We start from the raw sequence: 24,068 nt of genomic DNA on the forward strand, positions 1-24,068 counted from the left end.
CAACCGTTTATTTTCGCGGTCATCATCATTTTTAATTCTTTCCGACTCGTTCACACCGCGTTGCTGCTGCGTTGTCCCCTGTCGATGGAGCGGCATTATAGGGAGTTTCTGAGGAGCCGCAACCCTTTATTTTAAAAAACTTTCTGACCGTCTCTTTTTTCGACAAATGCGCCATAAACGCACAATAAAACGACGTTTTTACCCGTAAACTCCCCCTTTACTCTGTAATTACTGGAGTAAACTAGTTTGAATAATGAAGACTTTAAATCGCACAGGACGTAATTCATGTCACTCAACGCGCAACAACAGGCTGCTCAGCGAAACCTTTCTTATGTTCTGGCGGAGAATATCGCTCAAAGAGTGTTATCCGGCGAGTATGCCGAGGGAAGTATCCTGCCCGGAGAGATTGAATTGGGTGAATTGTTCGGTGTGAGCCGCACCGCGGTAAGGGAAGCGGTAAAAACGTTAACCGCAAAAGGCATGCTTCTCCCACGCCCTAGAATTGGTACGCGGGTCATGCCGCAGAGCAACTGGAACTTTCTCGACAGCGAACTGCTGACCTGGTGGATGACGCGAGATAACTTTGACGAGGTGATGTCACACTTTGTTCTGCTGCGTAAGGCACTAGAACCCCAGGCCTGTTCGCTCGCCGCCGTTCAGGCAAGCACAGAGCAGAAGCAACAGCTCTCTCTATATATGTCGGAGATGCGCGAGCTGCATGAGAACTTCGATCGCGAACGTTGGATAAACGTCGATGCCCAGTTTCATCAGCTTATCTACGAGGCCGGCAAAAACCCGTTCCTGACCTCTTTCGCTAATTTGTTCAGCTCGGTTTACCAGAGCTACTTCCGCGCAATTACCAATAATGAGGTGATCAAGCTCGAGCACCACCAGCGAATCGTTGATGCGATTCTGGCAAGCGACGCGGATGCGGCGCTTGAGGCCTGTACCATTTTACTGCGCGACCCGATTTGAGATTCTCTTCTTCTATATAAAGAAGGAGAGAATTAAGGTTTTCTCCCCACAGAACCTCGAACCACCAGCTCAGGCGTTAGCACCAGAACCTGGGCTTCGGCCTCAGGGTCTTTTAGTCGATGCAACAAGGTATCGATGGCCAGCTCTCCCAGCTCGTCCTTCGGCTGATGAATGGTCGTCAGTGGCGGGGTGAGATACTGCGCCAGTTGAATATCATCGTATCCCATGACGGCGATGTCCTGCGGGATACGCAGACCCTGCTGGTAAATCGCCTGATAAACGCCAACCGCCATTGCATCGTTTCCGGCAAAGACCGCGTCTGGCCGCTGCGGTAGCGCCAGCAGTTGCTGCATTGCCGTTAATCCGCCAGAAAATTCGAAATCCCCAGTCACCTCATAACCTTCGGGAATGACCAACCCCGCCTCTTTCATTGCCTGCCGATAACCGTCCTGGCGCTGAGTCGAGGTCGTTTTATCCGTCGGACCGATAATACAGGCGATACGCCGATAGCCTTGCTCAATCAGATGCTCCGTCGCCATCTTGCCGCCGATGAATGCGTTATCCTGAATAATGTCGTTTAGACCGGCGAAAGGGGCCCAGTCCATCATCACCGCGGGAATAGAGGGATAACGGCTCAGCGTATCCTGCGACGGACAATGATGTTCGGTAAACATCATGATTAGCCCATCGACCCGCTTTTGCAGCAGCGTTTCGATGCTGCGATTCATCCGCTCTTCGTCGCCGTCGGTATTGCAGAGAATAAGGCTGTAACCACGTTCGTAGCAGCTGCGTTCCACGCCTTGTACGACCTCGGAATAAAACGGGTTGCTGCTCGAGGTAATCAACATGCCAATTGTGCGGGTTTGATTTATCTTGAGGCTGCGGGCCAACGCGGAAGGGGCGTAGTTAAGCTCGCCTATTGCCGCGTTGACTTTTTCACGGATAGAGTCGCTCACGAAGCGATTATTGTTAATCACGTGTGAGACGGTCGAGGTGGAGACGCCCGCGAGGCGGGCGACATCTTTCATGGTCGGCAACTAGGACTCCTGATGCGCGAGGAAATCATCAATTTCATGACGCCATGGAACGGAAGACTGCGCGCCAGCACGTGTAACGGCAATAGCCGCGGCGGCATGAGCAAAGCGCACGGACTGGTCCATCGGTGTGCCCTCGAGTAATGCCGTCACTAATGCACCATTAAAGGTATCACCGGCGGCGATGGTGTCGACCGCTTTCACCTTGAATCCAGGCACATTCTTGCCTTGACCCTGTTGGCTCAGCCAGACGCCTTTGCTGCCGAGCGTAATGATAACGGTCGCAATACCCTTGTCGTGCAGAACCTGTGCGGCGCGTGCGGCGTCCTCGCTGCTACTGACCTTCACACCGGTCAGCTTTTCCGCCTCGGTTTCGTTAGGCGTAATCATATCCACCAGCGAAAGCAGCTCATCGGGCAACTCACAGGCCGGCGCGGGATTGAGGATAACCTGAGTTTGATGGTCTTTAGCAATGCGGGCGGCAGCGATCACCGATTCAAGCGGTGATTCGAGCTGCATTAAGAGAGCCGAAGCCTCAATTATCTGCTGCTTATAACGTTCGAGATATTCAGGCGTCAACGCCTTGTTGGCTCCCGCATCGATGCCAATCACATTTTCCGCCTCTTCATTGACGAAGATAAGCGCCACGCCCGTGGTGGTATCGGCGATAGCCTCAATCGGACGCGTATCGATCTGGTCGCTGGCTAACTGTTTACGCACGCGTTCGCCAATATCGTCACTTCCCACACAGGCAATAAATGAAACATCGGCTCCGCTTCTTCCCGCTGCAACGGCCTGATTTGCCCCCTTGCCGCCGAAGGCCACGTTATAGTGCGACCCCATCACGGTTTCGCCCGGCTGCGGGAATTGCCTGATATTCAGGACGTGGTCAGCGTTGATGCTGCCCAGTACCACCAGTTTACCTTTATCCATTGCATTTATTCCTGAGTCTGTTGCGCCACCCGTCGCGGTGGCGCCGTGTCCATTAAGGTTGTGCGACCAGATTGAGAGCAACCGGGTTAATGGCTGGAACGGTCTGACCTTTCAGCACCTTGTCCGCCGTCTCTACGCCGATAATACCAATTTGATCAGGACGTTGAGCGACTGTAGCACCCAGCTTGCCGCCTTTCACCGCTTTGATACCGTCTTCAGTGCCGTCAAAGCCCACCACCAGCACGCCGGTTTTGCCTGCGGTCTGCAACGCACGCAGCGCGCCCAGCGCCATTTCGTCATTTTGGGCAAACACGGCCTGAACGTCTGGGTGTGCGGTCAGCAGGTTCTGCATCACGTTAAGACCTTTGGTGCGGTCGAAGTCAGCCGGCTGGCTCGCCAGTACGTTGAAGTGATGGGCATCAACGGCCTCTTTGAAGCCGGCGCCGCGCTCACGGGCCACCGAGGTACCCGCTATTCCTTCCAGTTCGATAACTTTGGCGTTATCACTCAATTTTTTGGCGATATAGTCACCGGCCATTTTACCACCGACCTTGTTGTCCGAGGCAACGTGGCTGACCACCTGTCCCTTGCTCGCCTGACGGTCCAGCGTAATAACCGGGATTTTCGCCTGATTGGCCATTGCGACGGCGTTGCCCACCGCGTCGGAGTCGGTCGGGTTAATTAACAATACCTTGGTGCCACGCACCATCAGGTCCTGAACGTTGGCCAGCTCTTTGGCCGGGTTATTCTGTGAATCCAGCACCACCAGGTTGTAACCCAGCTTGTCGGCTTCCTGCTGAGCACCTTGTTTCATCGAAACGAAGAACGGATTATTCAGCGTGGAAACCACCAGTGCGATAGTGTCTTTCGCCAGCACGTTGGCACTGAATGACGCGGTAAGCGCGGCGGCAGAAACCCATAATGCAACTTTCTTCATAGACATTGTCATTGTATTTATTCCTGTAGGGGAGGTTATTTATTGCTTTTGTTATCGACCAGAACGGCGAGCAGTATCACGACCGCCTTCACAATCATCTGGTAATAGGAAGAAACGCCCAGCAGATTCAGACCGTTATTCAGGAAACCGAGGATCAGCGCACCAATAAGCGTGCCGATGATGCGTCCCTTGCCGCCTGAAAGGCTGGTTCCGCCCAGCACGACGGCGGCAATAGCGTCTAACTCATAGCCGGTACCGGCAGTTGGCTGGGCCGATGACAGACGTGCAACCTCAATAATTCCCGCCAGCGCCGCCAACAGTCCGCACAGCGAGTAAACGATGATTTTGACCTTATCAACGCTGATGCCCGAAAGGCGCGTTGCCGCTTCGTTGCCGCCCAGCGCATAGATATAACGGCCCAGACGGGTGTGATGCAGCATGTACCAGGCGGCAATAAACACGATAGCCATGATCCAGACTGGCGTCGGTACGCCGAGCGGGCGGCCAATCCCGAACCAGCCGAAGGCGTCAGCGACGTCGTTAAATCCGGTACTGATCGGGCTGCCGTCGGTATAGACCATCGTCACGCCGCGCAGCAGCAGCATCATGACCAGTGTGGCAATAAACGCCTGTACTTTACCTTTCGCCACAATCGCCCCGGTAATACCGCCCACCGCTGCGCCAAGCGCCAGTGAGGCCACGACGGCCAGCAACGCGCTGGACTCGTGCCCAACCACGGAAGCGGCAACCGCACCGGTCAACGCCAGCAGAGAACCGACCGACAGGTCGATACCCGCCGTCAGGATAACCAGCGTCATCCCGACCGCCATAATGGCGTTCACCGAGGTTTGCTGCAGGATATTGAACAGGTTATTCAGGGTGAAGAAGTTCGGGCTCATCGAAGACACCACCGCAATCAGCACCAGCAGCGCAATGAGCGACTTCTGCTCTAATAACCACTCTTTACTGATCCAGCGTTTTTTATTGGCCGGTAAAATTTGAGAACTCATCGTTGTTTACTCCTGCTTTACGCCGTATTGCTTGCCAACGGCGGCAGCCATCAGTGCTTCTTGCGTCGCCTGTTCAATGGGGAATTCAGCGCTTAGCTGTCCTTCGTGCATCACCAGAATGCGGTCACTCATTCCAATAACTTCCGGCATCTCGGAAGAGACCAGAATGATGCTCAGACCTTCGCGCTTGAACTGATTAATTAACTGGTAAATCTCTTTCTTGGCCCCGACGTCGACGCCGCGCGTCGGCTCATCGAGGATCAATACTTTCGGACGCGTCATCAGCCCACGGGCAATGGCGACTTTCTGTTGATTACCGCCGGAGAGCAGGCCGATCGGCTGCATCATCGACGGTGTCTTGATATTGAACAGGCGGATAAAGTCGCCCACCGTCTGCTGCTCTTCGCCGTGTTTGAGGCCGCCGCCCAAACGGCTGAAATAGCGCAGCGCGGTCAACGACATGTTTTCCTTCACCGACATGCCGAGCACCAGGCCGTCGCGCTTACGGTCCTCTGAGATATAAACGATGCCGTTGGCCAGACCGTCCTGCGGCGTGCGCGGATTGATCTCTTTGCCATCGAGAGTGATAGTACCGGCGGTTTTCTTGCACGCACCGTAGAGGATCTTCATCAGTTCGGTGCGTCCAGCGCCCATCAGCCCGGAAACGCCCAGGATCTCACCGGCATACAGATTGAAGCTGGCATGCTTCACCCCCGGTCCAGAAACCTGGTTCACCGAGAGACGCAGCGCACCGCTGTCGTGATTAATGCGGGGATATTGCTCATCGAGGCGACGACCAACCATCATCTCGATCAGCGTGTCTTCCTGTAGCTCGCTAACGGGGCGCTCAGCGATAAACTGCCCGTCGCGAAATACCGTTACGTCGTCGCAAATCTCGAAGATCTCTTTCAGGCGATGCGAGATATATACCACGCCGCAGCCGGCGGCCTTCAGTTCGCGGATCACGCTAAATAAGGAGGCCGTTTCGGTATCGGTCAGCGCATCGGTCGGTTCGTCCATGATGATGACGCGCGATTCGAAGCTCAGCACCTTGGCGATTTCGACCATCTGCTGGTCACCAATGGAAAGGTCACCCACCAGGCGCTGACTGCTGTAACGCAAATTAAGGCGCGCCAACAGTTTGTCGGCTTCGGCGATGGTTTTTTTCCACTGAATGCGGCCTATCCCGTTGACGAACTCACGCCCCAGGAAAATATTCTCGGCGATGGTCAACTGCGGGATCAGGTTTAGCTCCTGATGGATAATGCCGATCCCGGCTTCCTGCGAATCTTTCGGGCCGCTGAAGCTGGCTTCCTTACCCAAAAATTGCAGCTGACCGGCGTCTTTTTGATAGATGCCGGTCAGCACTTTCATCATCGTGGACTTGCCTGCACCGTTTTCACCGACCAGCGCCATGACTTTTCCCGGATACACGCTGAGCGCAGCGCCAGACAGCGCTTTTACGCCGGGAAAGGCTTTATCAATCCCTGAGAGTTGCAGCAAAGGTTGCATAGAGACCTCAGAAGGTGACGCCAGCGAACAGGATGATGTTGGCGTATGGCGAACATTCCCCGCTGCGGATCACTGCACGAGTGGTTTGAGTCTGTTGTTTGAAAGCCTGATGGCTGACATATTCCAGCGTAATGGTGTTTCCCTGCTGTTGCTCAAGCTGTTTCAACTGACCGATCAGCGTTTCATGCAGCGCAGGGTTCTGCCGCTTAATCTCTTCGGCAAGCACGGCACGCTCTACCTGCATTTCGTCGGTAACCACCGAGAACACCTGCAAAAAACTCGGTACACCCTGAGTCAACGCAAGGTCGATGCGCCGGGAGGTAGCGGGAATAGGTAAACCGGCATCGGCAATCGTCAGGCTGTCGGTATGACCCAGACTGGCAATAACCTGTGAAACTTCGGCGTTCAACAACTTGGCTTTTTTCATTATCAGCTCCGACAGCGAAACGTTTCGCTCGCGGTTGATTCTAGAAAATTCGTACGCGCTGGCAATGAGCAGAAGGTGAATTTGTGATCGCCGTCGAAACGTTTCGATGGCAGGTAAACAGCGGTTTAACTTAAGTGGAATAAAACAGATGGGCGAGCGTAACGCGGAGGAAAACAAAAACGCCGCAGGTTTGTGGACTGCGGCGTTTTCTCTTTATTTGATGATGAAACCCTATATCTCGACCTGAGTTCCGAGCTCAATCACGCGGTTAGGGGGGATTTCGAACTGGTCCGGTGCACGCAGGGCGTTACGGCTCAGGGCGATAAACAGTTTGCCGCGGAAGTAGAGATACCAGGGACGCTTGGTCAGAATCAGCGACTCATGCGACATGAAAAACGAGGTTTCCATCATGCGGCACGACAGGCCTTCGAGGCCACAGCGGTGGAACACTTCTTCAACGTTCGGGGTCTCTTTGAAGCCGTAGCTTGCCACCACGCGCCAGAAGGTCGGCGACATCTGCTCGATGGTCACGCGGCGAACGTTATGCACATAGGGCGCATCTTCAGTGCGCAGCGTCAGCAACACCACGCGCTCGTGCAACACTTTGTTATGCTTGAGGTTGTGCAACAGCGCAAAAGGAATGACGTTTATAGCGCGAGACATATAAACCGCAGTCCCCGGCACACGTACCGGCGGCGATTTCTCGAGTGAGGCTATCATCGCCTCGAGAGAGTTACCGTGCTCATGCATGCGGCGCATAAGGCGGAAACGCTCGCTCTTCCAGGTGGTCATCACCACAAACATCATCAGCGCCAGCACCAGCGGCAGCCAACCACCGGAGAGGATCTTGGTAGCGTTGGCGGCGAACAGCGGCACGTCGATAAACAGAAGCACCACGGCCAGCACGGCCACGATGAAGCCTTTCCAATGCCAGTTTTTGTACGCCACGGTGCACGACAAGATAGTGGTCAGTACCATGGTTCCAGTTACCGCGATACCGTAGGCCGCGGCCAGATTACTCGAATGTTCGAAGCCGAGGATAACCACCACCACAGCGAAATAGAGCATCCAGTTGATGACCGGCACGTAAATCTGACCGGCTTCCATTTCGGAGGTGTGGATGATGCGCATCGGCGGCAGATAACCCAGGCGAACCGCCTGACGCGTCAGTGAGAACACGCCTGAGATAACGGCCTGCGAAGCGATGATGGTAGCCAAGGTCGCCAGGATAAGCATCGGCAGCAGCGCCCAGTCTGGCGCCAAAAGGAAGAACGGGTTTTTAATCGCTTCGGGATTCTTGAGCAATAGCGCGCCCTGACCGAAGTAATTCAATACCAGCGAAGGCAGAACGACGCTAAACCACGCCAGGCGAATCGGCATTTTTCCGAAGTGGCCCATATCGGCATACAGCGCTTCAACCCCGGTAATCGACAGTACCACCGCTCCCAGTGCCAGGAAGGCGAAAGACTTATGGTCCAGGAAGAAGTTGAACGCCCACACAGGATTGATGGCGCGCAGGACTTCAGGGTTATGAATGATGCTGTTAAGGCCGAGTACGGCCAGCACCATGAACCACAGCAGCATAACGGGCGCAAAAAGCTTGCCCACCAGCCCGGTACCGTGTTTTTGAATACAGAACAGCAGGGTCAGAACGGCGATAGACAGGGGAACGATATAGGCATCAAGATTGGGCGCGGCAATTTCGAGACCTTCCATCGCGGAAAGCACCGACATCGCAGGGGTAATCACCACCTCGCCGTAGAAGAAACTGCCGCCTATCAGGCCTAGAATAACCAGTATCGCCGTGGCTCTTGCCGAGGTATTTCTACCGGCCAAAGACATCAGGGTAAGGATACCGCCTTCACCGGCGTTGTCTGCACGTAAAACGAAAGAGAGATACTTGGCCGATACGACAATGACCAGCAGCCAGAAAATCAGGGAGAGGAAACCATAAACCACGCTGGGTTCGACACTAAATCCGTAGTGACCCGAAAAACACTCTCGCAGTGTATAAAGAGGGCTGGTACCTATGTCACCGTAAACCACACCGATAGCGGCCAAGGTTACTGCGGGGAGTGACCGTTTATGTTCTGTGCTCATAATTGGTTTCTTTTATGCTTTGTCATTTGGCTGACTTGAGTATTTGGCTAAAAATCCGTTGCCCAAAATTCGTAAGCTACGTGGGTTGGCAGTTCCTTTAAACCCACCAAAAGGCGCACAGTATGCACGAATAAATAAGATTGCCTACCCTTTAATACAAAGACAAGTGAACAATTCATCCGAGACGATCACATTTCAGCAAATAGAAAGATTTTAAGAATCAACAAGCTATATCGCCAAAAAAAATCATGGTTTATTATCGGCTTGCAGTCCACTATTCCATCACTTAAGTCACTATTTGGGGCAGTTCAAAACACATTATGGCGCAATCACCTCTCTTGGCAGAACGAATCACCCGACTGGCTAATGCGTTAGAAAACGGCCTTTACGAGCGGCAGGAAGCTATACGACTTTGCCTGCTGGCTGCGCTGTGTGGTGAAAGCGTATTTTTACTGGGTCCGCCCGGGATAGCAAAAAGCCTGATAGCTCGCCGCCTGAAATATGCGTTTCGTGACGCTCGCGCATTCGAATACCTGATGACCCGCTTTTCCACCCCTGAAGAGGTGTTCGGCCCGCTTTCCATCCAAGCATTAAAGGATGAAGGCCGCTACCTGCGCCTCACGCAGGGCTATCTACCCGAAGCAGAAATTGTGTTTCTCGACGAAATCTGGAAAGCCGGACCGGCTATCCTCAACACGCTGCTGACCGCCATCAATGAAAGGCGTTTTCGCAACGGCGATATAGAAGAAGCTATCCCGATGCGTTTGCTGATAAGCGCCTCCAACGAACTGCCTGAAGCGGATGGCGGTCTTGAGGCCTTGTATGACCGCATGCTCATCCGCCTGTGGCTCGACCGCGTTCAGGACAAACAGAACTTCCGTTCCTTGCTGACCAGCCGCCATTCTGAAAACACGCATCCCGTTGCCGAAGGTCTCAGCATCAGCAACGAAGAGTACCAACAATGGCAGCATGAGATTGAAAAAGTCAATTTGACTGAACACGGCTTTGAACTGATTTTCCAACTGCGTCAACGGCTCGGTGCACTCGATTCTGCCCCCTACGTTTCGGACCGTCGTTGGAAGAAAGCCCTGAGATTGCTACAGGCGTGCGCGTTTTTCAGCGGCAGGCAGTCGGTGTCGCCGGTAGACCTTATCTTGCTCAAAGATTGCCTGTGGCATGACATGAGTACTTATCATTTGTTACAAACGCAGATAGAACAAAGCATTACCGAACAGGCCTATCAGCAGCAAACCTTAAGTTTGAAAATTCAGCAACTCAATCAGCAGTGGAACCAGTATCAACAGCAGCAGAGCACGCGTCAGGCGCTAAAAGTCAGTAAAAAATCAGGTATGTTCAGCCGCAGGCCTCAGTATCAACTTCCTGAAGCGCTTTCCGCCACCAGCCTGACGCTGTTCCTGCAACAGCCGCTGCATCTGCATGATATTCAGGTGACCCACGTGCTGGTGGAGCGAGACATGATTGCTGAATGGCTTAATAAAGGAGGCCAATTAAAAGCCAAGCTCAACGGCATCGGTTTTGCTCAGGCAGTAGACGTAGAGGTTGATGAGAAGCTGCAGCTGGTGATTTTCGACAGGAGCCGCCAGGCAAGCTTCCTGACGCTGCCGGGCAACGAGCACATCAGCGTACCCCAAGAGATGAAGAATACGCTGTCGGCGATAGGCGAGATGCTGACTCAACAGCGCCAGCAGTTTAACCAGCATCATCCGTGCCTGTTTGTGCCGCTAGAATGGACGGCAAAAATCGAGGCCAGCCTGATTCGCGTCAACGAGCAACTGATGCAGCAGCAGCAGTTGTTTAGCAGAGGGTAAATATGTTTACTCTCGAAACGCTGGACGTGATGCTGGCTATCCAGGAAGCCGAGATAATAGATGAACTGATCATCGCGCTGCTGGCAACGCCTGAGCTGCAGATTTTCTTCGAGAAATTCCCGCGCCTCAAACGAGCGCTGACCAAAGATCTTCCCGAGTGGCGCTTTCGACTCCAGCAAAGGATCCACGAAACGGAAGTGCCTAACGATCTGGCGAAAGAGTTCTACCTTTATCAGCACTGTCAGCAGAGCAGCCAGTCCACCTTTCACACCGAGCTGGAAGAGACCGTAAGTCAGCTCGAGCAGCTCAATTCTCCCTTTGCCACCGAGGCGCGTTCGCTCGCAGGCAACGTGTCTTCCTCCGATAGCGTCAGCTTTCAAGGGCTGTTTATGCAGCGCTGGCGGCTGAATATCACCTTCCAGACCGTCACGCTGCATCATCACCTTCTGGAGCAGGAACAGGAACAGCTACAAAACGAACTCGAGCAGCGGCTGGAGCTCAGCGGCGAACTCTCCCCTTTATTAGCAGAAAACGACGCGGCGGCGGGGCGTCTTTGGGACATGAGTAAAGGAAGGCGCCAGCGCGGCGATTATCAGTCGCTGGTACGCTATGGCACCTTTTTGCAGCAGCAGCCGGAACTGCAACAGCTGGCCGAACAGCTGGGCCGCAGTCAGACCGCGAAAGCCAATCCCCATGAGGAAACGATCCTCGAGCCACATCGTTTAATGGTGCGCGAACCGGCGACGGTGCCGGAAGAGGTCAACGGCATTCATCAGAGCGACGACATTCTTCGCCTATTGCCGCCTGAATTGGCCACCCTCGGCATTCCCGAGCTTGAGATAGAGTTCTACCGCCGCCTGCTGGAGAAACGGCTGATGACCTATCGGCTGCAGGGCGACGTGTGGCGAGAGAAGGTGGTCATGAAGCCGGTGGTTTATCAACAGGTCGAACCCCAGCCGCGTGGGCCGTTTGTGGTCTGCGTCGATACCTCAGGGTCGATGGGTGGATTCAACGAGCAGTGCGCAAAAGCCTTCTGTCTGGCATTGCTGCGCATAGCGCTGGCCGATAACCGCCGCTGCTACATCATGTTATTCGCCAGCGAAGTTATCCACTATGAGCTGACCTCCTCCAGCGGACTCGATCAGGCGATGCGTTTCCTGGGGCAGCATTTCCGCGGCGGCACCGATCTTTCAGCCTGCCTGAGCGCAACGCTAGACAAACTGGCCACGCCGGAGTGGCACGATGCCGATGCGGTGATAATCTCTGACTTTATTGCCCAGCGTTTACCGGATGACATTCAGCAGCGGGTCAGGAAACAGCAAACCGACCATCGTCATCGTTTTCATGCGCTGGCGATGTCACACTATGGTAAACCGGCAATTATGCGTATCTTTGACCATATTTGGCGCTTTGATACTGGAATGAAAAGCCGTGTACAACGACGATGGAAGCGTCCTTAATTGAGAAACTAATCGATGTCCGAAACCTATCTGATAGACGCCCTAGACCGTGGGATACTCAACGCGTTGATGGAAAACGCCCGCATAGCCTATGCCGAACTGGCAAAATCGTTCAACGTCAGCCCCGGCACCATTCACGTTCGCGTCGAGAAGATGAAGCAGGCGGGGATCATCACGGGGACCCGCGTTAACGTCGATCCCAAGCGTCTGGGCTACGACGTATGTTGTTTTATCGGTATTATTCTTAAGAGCGCCAAAGACTATCCCTCGGCCCTCAAACGCCTGGAAAGCCTCGAAGAAGTGGTGGAAGCCTACTACACCACCGGCCATTACAGCATTTTTATCAAGGTCATGTGCCGATCGATAGATGCGCTGCAACAGGTACTTATCAACAAGATCCAGACGATTGAAGAGATTCAGTCAACCGAAACCTTAATCTCCTTACAGAACCCGATCATGCGTACGATCCAGCCCTGAGTAATAAATTTTAATACCTTATTATCCACAGGTAGATCCCAGCTGATTCACAGCGTACAATAGCCATTCTTTTTTCGGGTAAGAGCCTTATGTCTGACATCACCCTGATCAGTGGCAGTACGCTTGGCAGCGCTGAATATGTCGCTGAACATGTAGAAGAGAAGCTTAAAGAAGCGGGGTTTTCTACTGAACTGTTCCACGGACCTGAGCTGTATGAACTTCCAACCGAAGGTATTTGGCTGGTGGTCTGTTCAACGCACGGTGCCGGAGAGCTTCCTGACAATCTTCAGCCTCTTCTTGAGCAAATAGAAGAACAGCAGCCCGATCTTTCTAATGTCCGCTTTGGCGCGCTCGGTTTAGGCAGCAGTGAATATGACACTTTCTGTGGTGCTATCCGTACTCTGGATCAAAAATTGACGGCATTAGGTGCTCAAAGAATTGGCGATCGCCTTGAGATCGACGTCACTCAGCACGAAATTCCTGAAGATCCGGCTGAGGTTTGGGCACTAAATTGGATTAATTTGCTCAGATAAGTGTAAATTTTACGCGATCAGATGTGGATAACTAGGCTTTAAACCGGTGTAAAACCGGTAGTTATCCCTCTAACAACCCTAGACCGCTTTCGGTGCTGTGCATAACTTGCCATTTAGATCCCAGCTTATACTGGCTAGGATCACCGATCATTCACAGCATTAGATCCTCTATAGCATATTGATCTAAATAGACAATAATGACTTATACACAGAGGATCGCGATCCTAATAAGAGTTAGTAGTAAGAGATCTTTAAATAAAAAGATCTTCTTTTAATTAGTGACGATCCCCTGGGGCTTGTGGAACCTCTAAACTCGCGTAGAATCCGTTTTCCCAACGCAATACGATCGTTCGTTGAACTTCGAGGTGCAGTACCATGTTTTATCCGGATCAATTTGACGTCATCATCATCGGTGGCGGCCATGCAGGCACTGAAGCGGCCATGGCTTCAGCCAGAATGGGACGTCAAACTCTGTTATTGACCCATAATATCGACACGCTGGGACAGATGTCGTGTAACCCTGCCATTGGCGGGATCGGGAAAGGACATCTGGTTAAAGAAGTGGACGCACTCGGTGGTTTGATGGCAACGGCAATCGATCACGCAGGCATCCAGTTTAGGATACTAAACGCGAGCAAAGGACCCGCTGTTCGAGCCACTCGTGCTCAGGCAGACCGCGTACTTTACCGCCAAGCCGTGCGTACCGCGCTTGAAAACCAGCCTAATCTGATGATCTTCCAGCAGCCTGTTGAAGACCTGATCGTCGAAAACGATCGTGTGGTCGGCGCTGTGACCCAGATGGGCCTTAAATTCCGTGCCAAAGCCGTGGTGTTGACCGTGGGTACCTTCCTTGACGGGAAAATCCACATCGGTCTCGAAAACTACAGCGGTGGCCGTGCTGGCGATCCGCCGGCAATCTCACTTTCACAACGTCTGCGTGAACTGCCTTTGCGCGTTAATCGCCTGAAAACCGGGACTCCGCCGCGTATCGACGCGCGTACCATCGATTTCAGCGTACTTGGTCAGCAGCACGGCGACGACGTGGCACCGGTGTTCTCGTTCATGGGTAATGCGGCGCAACATCCACGCCAAATACCTTGCTATATCACGCACACTAACGAAAAAACGCATGACGTGATCCGCAATAATCTGGATCGCAGCCCGATGTATGCCGGGATCATCGAAGGGATCGGCCCACGCTATTGCCCATCTATCGAAGACAAAGTCATGCGCTTTGCAGATCGGAACGCACACCAGATCTTCCTTGAACCTGAAGGCCTGACCAGCAACGAAATTTATCCTAACGGCATCTCCACCAGCCTGCCGTTTGACGTTCAGATGCAGATCGTTCGTTCAATGCAGGGGATGGAAAACGCGGTTATCGTTCGTCCTGGCTACGCCATCGAGTACGATTTCTTCGACCCGCGTGATTTGAAACCGACGCTGGAAAGCAAATTTATCCCTGGTCTGTTCTTTGCTGGACAAATCAATGGCACGACCGGTTACGAAGAAGCTGCGGCGCAGGGCCTGCTTGCGGGTCTCAATGCGGCACGCCACGCGACCGAACAGGAAGGTTGGGCACCACGTCGTGACCAGGCCTATCTGGGCGTGCTGGTCGACGACCTGTGCACGCTGGGTACCAAAGAACCGTACCGCATGTTTACCTCACGTGCCGAATACCGTCTGATGCTGCGCGAAGACAACGCCGACCTGCGCCTGACCGAAAAAGGCCGCGAACTGGGTCTGGTTGATGACGCACGTTGGGCACGCTTCAGCGAAAAACTCGAAATGATTGAGCTTGAGCGCCAACGCCTGCGCGGGATCTGGGTCAACCCAAATCACGCACAGGTTGCAGAGATCAACGCCAACCTGTCTGCGCCATTGTCCAAAGAAGCCAGCGCGGAAGAGCTGCTGCGTCGCCCAGAGATGACGTACGACCTGCTGACCCGTCTTGAAGCCTTTGCTCCAGCGGTAAGCGACCCTCAGGCAGCCGAACAGGTCGAGATTCAGGTCAAGTACGAAGGCTACATCGCGCGTCAGCAGGAAGAGATCGAAAAGCAACAGCGTAACGAAAACACGCTGCTGCCTGAAACACTGGATTATCGTCAGGTTAACGGCCTGTCGAACGAAGTTATTGCCAAGCTGAACGATCATCGCCCAACCTCGATCGGGCAGGCTACTCGCATTTCGGGTATTACCCCGGCTGCAATCTCGATACTTCTTGTTTGGCTGAAGAAACAGGGGCTGCTGCGTCGCAGCGCCTGATTTGGCCACGCCGCAGGTCCTGTCATTGCGACAGGGCCTGCGGGTTTTGATTTCGTCAAGGATAACCCATGCAAAAGAAATTGGACTCGCTGCTTGCCGCGGCAGGAATAGCGCTACCCGATCAACAAAAACATCAGCTGATTGGCTATGTCGAGTTACTGCATAAGTGGAACAAAGCCTACAATCTCACCTCGGTACGTGACCCGATGCAAATGCTGGTGCGTCATATCCTCGATAGCATCGTGGTGAACCCGCATCTGGAAGGCTCACGCTTCATCGACGTGGGAACCGGTCCAGGACTGCCAGGCATTCCGTTGGCGATTATCCGTCCAGACTCTCATTTCACATTGCTCGATAGCCTGGGAAAGCGCGTGCGCTTCCTGCGTCAGGTACAGCACGAGCTTGGCCTGAAAAACGTCGAGCCGGTGCAGAGCAGGGTGGAGGAGTTCATTCCTGAGCCTGCTTTTGACGGTGTCATCAGCCGTGCGTTTGCGTCGCTGCAGGACATGTTGTCCTGGTGCCATCATTTGCCGGTGAAAGGGGAGGGCCGTTTTTATGCGCTGAAGGGGCTGCGTCCTGATGACGAATTAGCCACGCTACCGCAGGGTATCCAGCTGCAAGAGATTATAAAACTGCGTGTGCCGGAATTGGATGGCGAAAGGCATCTGGTGATTTTGAAGGCAAACTAAGTTTGTTTTACGTCAATAAAATCTTCAAAAGTCAGATGTTTAATAAAGGTAAAAATAAGCAAGCTAAGTAGTTTGTACATTTATTCGCTTTTTACCTGTGTTTTACAGACTAGCATCAGCTGATTGACGTTTTAGCTTTAATCCAAGGCGAAATAATCACTTTTGAAATTGAATTTGTCTTAAGTGGTCAATATTCGAATTGTGATCAAATTGTTGTTATTTGTTGTGGGTATGTATAAAAAGCAAACTTTTAATTTAGATTTGATTTTTTATGAAAAGCTGAATCAATTAAGCTACTGTTTTTAATGATTTTTTAAAATATCTATTAGATAATAGCAATCCCAACGCGGCAGAGAAAATGGCGTGGAAAACGGTTTTTTGTGATCCCGCGCACGCTTCTTTGTCGGTTAATGGAATAACTCGACAGCCGATTTGTAGTTAATTAGCGCTATAGTTTCCTTATGAAAATAGCTCTAAAAAGGTCAATTTAAATAATTGTTCACCTTTTCGCTACTTATCCATTGAATTCGTTTGAGTGGCCCGTATAATTTGCACGTTTTTTGCTGCTTGACTCCTTTGGGTAAAGGCAGTGTTATACGGCATTCAGCATACCTCCAGTTAGGTACGAGAGAATAAACGTCATGTCTGTGTCTTACTCCTTATACGATAAGAACGGCGGGAAAGTAGCGAGAAAGCTGTTAATACTGCAGCTATTGACGTTTGTCCTTCTCAGTGCAGCGTTGGGTTTTAAAAGCCTGTCGTGGTCGACTTCTGCTCTTATGGGGGGAATGGCCGCCTGGTTACCTAATGCACTGTTTATGCTGTATGCGTGGCGCCAACAGGCGCAAACAACGGTCTCTGGACGAGTTGCCTGGTCTTTTGCCATTGGAGAAGCGCTGAAAGTTGTGGTTACCATAACTTTGCTGGTTATCGCGCTGGGCCTGTTCAAGGCTGCTTTTGCTCCGTTGGGTTTGGCCTATTTATCTGTGCTAATCACGCAGATAGTAGCTCCGGCCGTAATTAATCGGTCGTAACCGTAGATAACCGTACTTAACTACTAAAGGGTAAGAGGCATCATGTCTGCATCAGGAGAAATCTCTACTCCACAAGAGTATATCGGTCACCATCTGACACAGCTTCAGGTTGGGACGGGATTCTGGTCGATTAACATCGATTCGATGTTTTTCTCCGTGGTCCTCGGGGTACTCTTTTTGGTTATTTTCCATCGCGTCGCCAAAAACGCCACCAGTGGTGTTCCCGGTAAACTGCAAACGGCTGTAGAGCTGGTTGTTGGTTTCGTCGACGGCAGCGTGCGTGACATGTATCACGGCAAAAGCAAAGTGATCGCGCCTCTCGCACTGACTGTGTTCGTCTGGGTGTTCTTGATGAACCTGATGGATTTGCTGCCTATCGACTTGCTGCCATACATTGGCGAGCATGTTCTCGGTTTGCCAGCTCTGCGAGTTGTGCCTACCGCCGACGTAAACATTACGTTGTCGATGGCTCTTGGCGTATTCATTTTGATTCTTTTCTATAGCATTAAGATGAAAGGCGTTGGCGGTTTCGTTAAGGAACTAACAATGCAACCCTTCAATCATCCGGTTTTCATTCCGATTAACCTGATTCTTGAGGGCGTCAGCCTGCTGTCCAAACCAGTTTCACTGGGTCTGCGACTGTTTGGCAATATGTATGCGGGTGAGTTGATCTTCATCCTTATTGCTGGCCTGCTGCCGTGGTGGTCACAGTGGATTCTAAGTGTGCCTTGGGCCATTTTCCACATCCTGATCATTACACTGCAAGCCTTTATCTTCATGGTTCTGACGATTGTCTATCTGTCGATGGCATCTGAAAAACACTGATTTTTCTTTCAACAATACTGCGTTTTAACTGAAACAAACTGGAGACTGTCATGGAAAACCTGAGTATGGATCTGCTGTACATGGCTGCCGCTGTGATGATGGGCCTGGCGGCAATCGGTGCTGCGATCGGTATCGGCATCCTGGGTGGTAAATTCTTGGAAGGCGCTGCTCGTCAGCCTGACCTGATTCCTCTGCTGCGTACACAGTTCTTTATCGTTATGGGTCTGGTCGACGCCATCCCGATGATCGCTGTTGGTCTGGGTCTGTACGTGATGTTTGCTGTCGCCTAACACAGAGTTCGCTCTGAGTTAAACGACTGACATCAACTAATTCACTTTGAAAGAGGCATTGTGCTGTGAATCTTAACGCAACAATCCTCGGCCAGGCTATCGCGTTCGTCCTGTTTGTCTGGTTCTGCATGAAGTACGTATGGCCGCCAATTATGGCTGCCATCGAAAAGCGTCAGAAAGAAATTGCTGACGGTTTATCTTCCGCAGAACAAGCCAAAAAAGAGCTGGATTTAGCGCAAGCCGATGCGACCGACCAACTGATTAAAGCCAAAGCGGAAGCCCAGGTGATCATTGAGCAAGCCAACAAGCGCAGAACTCAGATCATCGACGAAGCTAAAACTGAAGCTGAGCAGGAACGTAACAGAATCGTGACGCAAGCGAAGGCAGAGATCGACGCAGAACGTCAACGTGCTCGTGAAGAGTTACGTAAACAAGTCGGTATTTTGGCCATTGCTGGCGCCGAGAAAATCATCGAACGTTCCGTGGATGAAGCTGCTAACAGCGACATCGTTGATAAACTGGTCGCTGAACTGTAAGGAGGGAGGGGCTGATGTCACAATTTACTACGGTAGCTCGCCCCTACGCCAAAGCAGCTTTTGACTTTGCCGTTGAGCACCAAAGCTTGGATCGCTGGCAGTCAATGCTCGCGTTCACGGCTGAAGTCACACGCGATAAACAGATTGCAGAATTGCTTACCGGTGCATTAGCGCCTGAAGCTCTTTCTAAAACGTTTATCGGCGTATGTGGTGAACAACTCGACGAAGCGGGTCAGAACCTGATTAAGGTTATGGCTGACAACAAACGTTTACGCGTTCTTCCTGAAGTGCTGGAACAGTTCATCGAACTGCGTGCAGCACTGGAGTCGACCGTTGAAGTAGAAGTCACTTCTGCCAACGTTCTGTCTGAAGAACAGCAGGCGAAAATCGCTGCTGCGATGGAAAAACGTTTGTCTCGCAAAGTTAAGCTGAATTGCAAAATTGACAAGTCTGTTCTTGCCGGGATCGTAATCCGTGCAGGTGATATGGTGATTGATGGCAGCGTTCGCAGTCGTCTTGAACGCCTGGCAGACGTCTTGCAGTCTTAAGGGGACTGGAGCATGCAACTGAATTCCACCGAAATCAGCGAACTGATCAAGCAGCGCATTGCTCAGTTCAATGTGGTGAGCGAAGCTCACAATGAAGGTACTATCGTTTCCGTCTCTGACGGGATCATCCGCGTGAACGGCCTGGCCGAAGTCATGCAAGGCGAAATGATTGCGCTGCCGGGTAACCGCTACGCTATCGCCCTGAACCTGGAGCGCGACTCCGTAGGTGCCGTTGTAATGGGCCCTTACGCTGACCTCGCCGAAGGCATGAAAGTAAAATGTACGGGTCGTATCCTGGAAGTTCCAGTTGGCCGTGGCCTGCTGGGCCGTGTGGTTAACACCCTGGGTGCCCCAATTGATGGTAAAGGTCCGGTTGATAACGACGGTTTCTCTCCTGTAGAAGCTATCGCACCGGGCGTTATCGATCGTCAATCCGTTGACGAACCTGTTCAGACTGGCTACAAGTCAGTAGATGCCATGATCCCAATCGGTCGTGGCCAGCGTGAACTGGTAATCGGTGACCGTCAAACCGGTAAAACCGCTCTGGCAATTGATGCCATCATCAACCAGCGCGATTCCGGTATTAAATGTATTTACGTCGCTATCGGTCAGAAAGCTTCCACCGTTTCCAACGTGGTTCGCAAACTGGAAGAGCACGGCGCACTGGCTAACACCATCGTTGTTGTTGCAACTGCATCTGAATCAGCTGCGCTGCAATACCTGGCACCATACTCTGGTTGCGCGATGGGTGAATACTTCCGTGACCGCGGTGAAGATGCACTGATCGTATACGATGACTTGTCTAAACAGGCTGTTGCTTACCGTCAGATCTCCCTGCTGTTGCGTCGTCCGCCAGGCCGTGAAGCGTACCCAGGTGACGTGTTCTACCTCCACTCCCGTTTGCTGGAGCGTGCATCTCGCGTTAGCGCAGATTACGTTGAAGCATTCACCAAAGGTGAAGTGAAAGGTAAAACCGGCTCTCTGACTGCACTGCCGATTATCGAGACTCAAGCTGGCGACGTTTCCGCGTTCGTTCCGACCAACGTAATTTCTATTACCGATGGTCAGATCTTCCTGGAATCAAGCCTGTTCAACTCCGGTATTCGTCCAGCCGTTAACCCGGGTATCTCCGTATCCCGTGTTGGTGGTGCTGCTCAGACCAAGATCATGAAAAAACTGTCCGGTGGTATCCGTACCGCTCTGGCACAGTATCGTGAACTGGCTGCGTTCTCTCAGTTTGCATCCGACCTGGATGAAGCTACACGTAAACAGCTGAACCACGGTCAGAAAGTGACCGAACTGCTGAAACAGAAACAGTACGCGCCAATGTCTATCGTTGCGCAGTCTCTGATTCTGTTCGCTGCAGAACGTGGTTTCCTGGAAGACGTTGAGCTGTCCAAAGTGGGTAGCTTCGAAGCTGCGCTGTTGGCTTACGCTGACCGCGAGCACGGCGAGCTGATGCAACAAATCAACCAAACTGGTGCGTACGACAAGGAAATCGAGGGTAAATTCCAATCTATCCTCGAAACCTTCAAAGCAACCCAGTCCTGGTAATACTGAACTGTCCTACTGCTAACGCGGTAGGACAGTTAGTAATGAGGAGAAGCAGAGATGGCCGGCGGAAAAGAGATACGTAGTAAGATCGGTAGCGTACAAAATACGCAAAAGATCACTAAAGCGATGGAAATGGTCGCCGCCTCCAAAATGCGTAAAACGCAGGAACGCATGGCGGCCAGCCGTCCTTATGCAGATACCATTCGTAAAGTGATAGGTCACCTTGCGTTAGGCAATCTGGAATATAAGCACCCATACCTGGACGAGCGTAAAATTAAGCGCGTTGGGTATTTGGTCGTGTCTACCGATCGCGGTCTCTGTGGTGGTTTGAACACTAACCTGTTCAAGAAACTGCTGACAGAGATGAAAGGTTTGAGCGAGCAAGGCGTCGAGGTTGACTTGGCCCTGATCGGTTCAAAAGCCGCATCTTTCTTCGGTTCCGTGGGTGGCAACGTGGTTGCCCAAGTGACTGGCATGGGGGATAACCCTTCCCTGTCAGAACTGATCGGTCCGGTAGCAGTGATGCTGCAAGCCTACGATGAAGGTCGTTTAGACAAGCTGTGCATTGTTAGCAACAAATTCGTCAATACCATGTCTCAGGAACCAAGAATCGTGCAACTGCTGCCACTTCCGCCTGCGGAAGAAACCGGCGAGTTGGCGAAGAAGTCCTGGGATTACCTGTATGAGCCAGACCCTAAAGCGCTGTTGGATACCCTTCTGCGTCGCTATGTAGAGTCTCAGGTTTATCAGGGCGTCGTAGAAAACCTGGCCAGCGAACAGGCCGCGCGAATGGTAGCGATGAAAGCCGCCACCGATAACGGCGGCAGCCTGATCAAAGAGCTGCAGTTGGTATACAACAAAGCTCGTCAGGCCAGCATCACTCAGGAACTCACCGAGATCGTCGGGGGAGCCTCCGCGGTTTAAGCTAGGTTTACGAATTACGTAGAGGATTCAAGATGGCTACTGGAAAGATTATCCAGGTAATCGGCGCCGTGGTGGACGTCGAGTTCCCTCAGGATGCAGTACCGAAAGTGTACACTGCTCTTGAGGTAGAAAACGGTACCTCCAAGCTGGTGCTTGAAGTTCAGCAACAGATCGGCGGTGGCGTTGTTCGCTGTATCGCAATGGGTACCTCAGACGGCCTGCGTCGCGGTCTGAAAGTGAACAACCTGCAACACCCAATCGAAGTACCAGTAGGTACTGCGACTCTGGGTCGCATCATGAACGTATTGGGTGAACCAATCGACATGAAAGGTGAAATCGGCGAAGAAGAACGCCGTGGTATTCACCGTGCTGCTCCTTCTTACGAAGAGCTGGCAAACTCCCAGGAACTGCTGGAAACCGGTATCAAGGTAATGGACCTGATGTGTCCGTTCGCCAAGGGCGGTAAAGTCGGCCTGTTCGGTGGTGCTGGTGTAGGTAAAACTGTAAACATGATGGAGCTTATCCGTAACATCGCGGCTGAGCACTCAGGTTTCTCTGTGTTTGCAGGCGTGGGTGAACGTACTCGTGAGGGTAACGACTTCTACCACGAGATGACTGACTCCAACGTTATCGACAAAGTTGCACTGGTTTACGGTCAGATGAACGAGCCACCGGGTAACCGTCTGCGCGTAGCACTGACTGGCCTGACCATGGCGGAGAAATTCCGTGATGAAGGTCGTGACGTTCTGCTGTTCATCGATAACATCTACCGTTACACCTTGGCCGGTACCGAAGTGTCTGCACTTCTGGGCCGTATGCCATCAGCGGTAGGTTATCAGCCAACGCTGGCGGAAGAGATGGGTGCTCTGCAAGAGCGTATCACCTCTACCAAAGACGGTTCAATCACCTCTGTTCAGGCCGTTTACGTTCCTGCGGATGACTTGACTGACCCATCTCCAGCCACCACCTTCGCCCACTTGGATGCGACCGTGGTACTGAGCCGTCAGATAGCCTCTCTGGGTATCTACCCAGCGGTAGATCCCCTTGACTCAACCAGCCGTCAGCTTGATCCGCTGGTCGTAGGTCAAGAGCACTATGACGTGGCGCGTGGCGTGCAGTCTATTCTGCAACGTTACCAGGAGCTGAAAGATATCATCGCGATTCTGGGTATGGACGAGCTGTCTGAAGAAGACAAGCTGGTTGTATCTCGCGCGCGTAAAATCCAGCGCTTCCTGTCACAGCCATTCTTCGTTGCTGAAGTATTTACCGGCGCTCCAGGCAAATTCGTACCGCTGAAAGACACCATTCGTGGTTTCAAAGGCATTATCGAAGGCGACTACGACCACCTGCCAGAACAAGCGTTCTACATGGTTGGCGCAATCGAAGAAGCCGTGGAAAAAGCCAAAAAACTGTAATGTTCTCCCTTAGGGGATAACGATCGTTACAGTATTAAGAGAGGAAGGTGACATGGCTGAAAAAACTTACCATCTGGATGTTGTCAGCGCGGAAAAGAGAATGTTCTCTGGCCTGGTGCAGAAAATCCAGGTGACGGGTAGCGAAGGTGAGCTGGGTATTTTCCCTGGCCACGCCCCGCTGCTCACCGCCATCAAGCCTGGCATGGTGCGCATTGTTAAAGAACACGGCGAAGAAGAGTATATCTATCTCTCCGGAGGCATCCTTGAGGTGCAACCGAACGCGTCGACCGTGTTGGCTGACACTGCAATCCGTGGGGTAGACCTCGACGAAGCGCGCGCGCTTGAAGCTAAGCGCAAAGCGGAAGAACACATCAACGGTTCTCACGGCGACGTCGACTATGCTCAGGCGTCGGCAGAACTGGCTAAAGCGATCGCGAAACTTCGCGTTATCGAACTGACCAGGAAAGCGGGTTACTGATCGGCGAACGCCGCATTAGTCACAAAAGCACTGCCAATTGAAAAGCGACCTTCGGGTCGCTTTTTTTTTACCTTTAAAAAAGCCCATTTTTCGGCATCTTCTTCATTCAATTCATGCCGTTTCAATGGAATACTGTCTACTAATGATGACAGTTTTGAGGCGTTTCTTTTCGCGTCGCTTACAGAGTGTTCAACCCTTGCCCCGTGCGGCTTGTGGGTAGTTTTTATTGAAAAATATGTAGTAATCTGACCGGCTAACGGGTTACTTTTATCAATCAAACTGG

24 protein-coding genes are annotated in these 24,068 nt (G+C 52.2%); 16 read left to right on the plus strand and 8 right to left on the minus strand.

Going from position 1 to position 24,068, the window contains the following annotated elements:
- Positions 1–285 precede the first annotated feature (285 nt).
- The gene (locus BS640_RS19330) at positions 286–975 is read left to right on the plus strand and encodes a FadR/GntR family transcriptional regulator (protein WP_017490454.1); all 690 of its coding nucleotides are present in this window, start codon (positions 286–288) and stop codon (positions 973–975) included.
- A gap of 32 nt (positions 976–1,007) precedes the next feature.
- Here BS640_RS19330 and rbsR read toward each other — a convergent pair whose 3' ends face one another.
- From rbsR to kup, 7 genes are all read right to left on the minus strand, one after another.
- Entirely contained in the window at positions 1,008–2,012 is a 1,005-nt protein-coding gene (gene rbsR, locus BS640_RS19335) for a ribose operon transcriptional repressor RbsR (RefSeq protein ID WP_017490453.1), read from the minus strand.
- Positions 2,013–2,942 (minus strand): ribokinase, encoded by a 930-nt coding sequence (gene rbsK, locus BS640_RS19340; RefSeq protein ID WP_017490452.1) that lies wholly within the window; start codon positions 2,940–2,942, stop codon positions 2,013–2,015.
- Between the two features lie 52 nt (positions 2,943–2,994).
- Positions 2,995–3,885 carry a ribose ABC transporter substrate-binding protein RbsB gene (gene rbsB, locus BS640_RS19345; RefSeq protein WP_084913176.1) on the minus strand — a complete coding sequence of 297 codons (891 nt, stop codon included), beginning with the start codon at positions 3,883–3,885 and terminating at the stop codon, positions 2,995–2,997.
- A gap of 29 nt (positions 3,886–3,914) precedes the next feature.
- Entirely contained in the window at positions 3,915–4,889 is a 975-nt protein-coding gene (gene rbsC, locus BS640_RS19350) for a ribose ABC transporter permease (RefSeq protein ID WP_017490450.1), read from the minus strand.
- A gap of 6 nt (positions 4,890–4,895) precedes the next feature.
- Positions 4,896–6,401, minus strand: a complete 1,506-nt coding sequence (gene rbsA / locus BS640_RS19355; RefSeq protein ID WP_017490449.1) for a ribose ABC transporter ATP-binding protein RbsA — start codon at positions 6,399–6,401, stop codon at positions 4,896–4,898.
- Positions 6,402–6,408: 7 nt separating this feature from the next.
- Entirely contained in the window at positions 6,409–6,828 is a 420-nt protein-coding gene (rbsD, locus tag BS640_RS19360) for a D-ribose pyranase (protein WP_017490448.1), read from the minus strand.
- Positions 6,829–7,059: 231 nt separating this feature from the next.
- Complete coding sequence (gene kup, locus BS640_RS19365; RefSeq protein ID WP_017490446.1) at positions 7,060–8,928, minus strand: low affinity potassium transporter Kup; 1,869 nt, start codon at positions 8,926–8,928, stop codon at positions 7,060–7,062.
- 320 nt (positions 8,929–9,248) lie between these two features.
- Between kup and ravA the strand changes: the two genes are divergently transcribed.
- The 15 genes from ravA (at position 9,249) to BS640_RS19445 (ending at position 23,785) form a co-directional block, all read left to right on the plus strand.
- Complete coding sequence (gene ravA / locus BS640_RS19370; protein ID WP_084913166.1) at positions 9,249–10,757, plus strand: ATPase RavA; 1,509 nt, start codon at positions 9,249–9,251, stop codon at positions 10,755–10,757.
- Positions 10,758–10,759: 2 nt separating this feature from the next.
- Positions 10,760–12,217, plus strand: a complete 1,458-nt coding sequence (gene viaA, locus BS640_RS19375) for an ATPase RavA stimulator ViaA (protein ID WP_084913167.1) — start codon at positions 10,760–10,762, stop codon at positions 12,215–12,217.
- 15 nt (positions 12,218–12,232) lie between these two features.
- On the plus strand, positions 12,233–12,694 hold the full coding sequence (gene asnC, locus BS640_RS19380; protein ID WP_084913168.1) for a transcriptional regulator AsnC: 462 nt from the start codon (positions 12,233–12,235) through the stop codon (positions 12,692–12,694).
- 89 nt (positions 12,695–12,783) lie between these two features.
- Positions 12,784–13,227 carry an FMN-binding protein MioC gene (mioC, locus tag BS640_RS19385; protein ID WP_017490442.1) on the plus strand — a complete coding sequence of 148 codons (444 nt, stop codon included), beginning with the start codon at positions 12,784–12,786 and terminating at the stop codon, positions 13,225–13,227.
- Positions 13,228–13,602: 375 nt separating this feature from the next.
- On the plus strand, positions 13,603–15,492 hold the full coding sequence (gene mnmG / locus BS640_RS19395) for a tRNA uridine-5-carboxymethylaminomethyl(34) synthesis enzyme MnmG (RefSeq protein ID WP_017490441.1): 1,890 nt from the start codon (positions 13,603–13,605) through the stop codon (positions 15,490–15,492).
- Positions 15,493–15,560: 68 nt separating this feature from the next.
- Positions 15,561–16,181, plus strand: coding sequence for a 16S rRNA (guanine(527)-N(7))-methyltransferase RsmG (gene rsmG, locus BS640_RS19400; RefSeq protein ID WP_017490440.1), 621 nt, complete (start codon positions 15,561–15,563; stop codon positions 16,179–16,181).
- Between the two features lie 641 nt (positions 16,182–16,822).
- A complete protein-coding gene (gene atpI / locus BS640_RS19405; protein ID WP_017490438.1) occupies positions 16,823–17,215 on the plus strand; it encodes a F0F1 ATP synthase subunit I in 393 nt (130 codons plus the stop codon).
- A gap of 42 nt (positions 17,216–17,257) precedes the next feature.
- On the plus strand, positions 17,258–18,040 hold the full coding sequence (atpB, locus tag BS640_RS19410; RefSeq protein ID WP_017490437.1) for a F0F1 ATP synthase subunit A: 783 nt from the start codon (positions 17,258–17,260) through the stop codon (positions 18,038–18,040).
- A 50-nt stretch (positions 18,041–18,090) separates the two neighbouring features.
- A complete protein-coding gene (gene atpE / locus BS640_RS19415; RefSeq protein WP_004093904.1) occupies positions 18,091–18,330 on the plus strand; it encodes a F0F1 ATP synthase subunit C in 240 nt (79 codons plus the stop codon).
- 65 nt (positions 18,331–18,395) lie between these two features.
- The gene (atpF, locus tag BS640_RS19420; protein ID WP_017490436.1) at positions 18,396–18,866 is read left to right on the plus strand and encodes a F0F1 ATP synthase subunit B; all 471 of its coding nucleotides are present in this window, start codon (positions 18,396–18,398) and stop codon (positions 18,864–18,866) included.
- 14 nt (positions 18,867–18,880) lie between these two features.
- A complete protein-coding gene (gene atpH, locus BS640_RS19425) occupies positions 18,881–19,414 on the plus strand; it encodes a F0F1 ATP synthase subunit delta (protein ID WP_017490435.1) in 534 nt (177 codons plus the stop codon).
- Between the two features lie 12 nt (positions 19,415–19,426).
- Complete coding sequence (atpA, locus tag BS640_RS19430; RefSeq protein ID WP_017490434.1) at positions 19,427–20,968, plus strand: F0F1 ATP synthase subunit alpha; 1,542 nt, start codon at positions 19,427–19,429, stop codon at positions 20,966–20,968.
- Positions 20,969–21,025: 57 nt separating this feature from the next.
- On the plus strand, positions 21,026–21,892 hold the full coding sequence (gene atpG, locus BS640_RS19435; RefSeq protein ID WP_017490433.1) for a F0F1 ATP synthase subunit gamma: 867 nt from the start codon (positions 21,026–21,028) through the stop codon (positions 21,890–21,892).
- Positions 21,893–21,924: 32 nt separating this feature from the next.
- Positions 21,925–23,307 carry a F0F1 ATP synthase subunit beta gene (gene atpD / locus BS640_RS19440; protein WP_017490432.1) on the plus strand — a complete coding sequence of 461 codons (1,383 nt, stop codon included), beginning with the start codon at positions 21,925–21,927 and terminating at the stop codon, positions 23,305–23,307.
- A 52-nt stretch (positions 23,308–23,359) separates the two neighbouring features.
- On the plus strand, positions 23,360–23,785 hold the full coding sequence (locus BS640_RS19445) for a F0F1 ATP synthase subunit epsilon (protein WP_017490431.1): 426 nt from the start codon (positions 23,360–23,362) through the stop codon (positions 23,783–23,785).
- Here the strand turns inward: BS640_RS19445 and BS640_RS22010 are convergent.
- Entirely contained in the window at positions 23,779–24,063 is a 285-nt protein-coding gene (locus tag BS640_RS22010) for a hypothetical protein (protein WP_139802846.1), read from the minus strand. The genes BS640_RS19445 and BS640_RS22010 overlap by 7 nt on opposite strands.
- Between the last annotated feature and the right edge of the window lie 5 nt (positions 24,064–24,068).

The organism is Rouxiella badensis (assembly GCF_002093665.1).
Lineage (GTDB): Bacteria > Pseudomonadota > Gammaproteobacteria > Enterobacterales > Enterobacteriaceae > Rouxiella > Rouxiella badensis.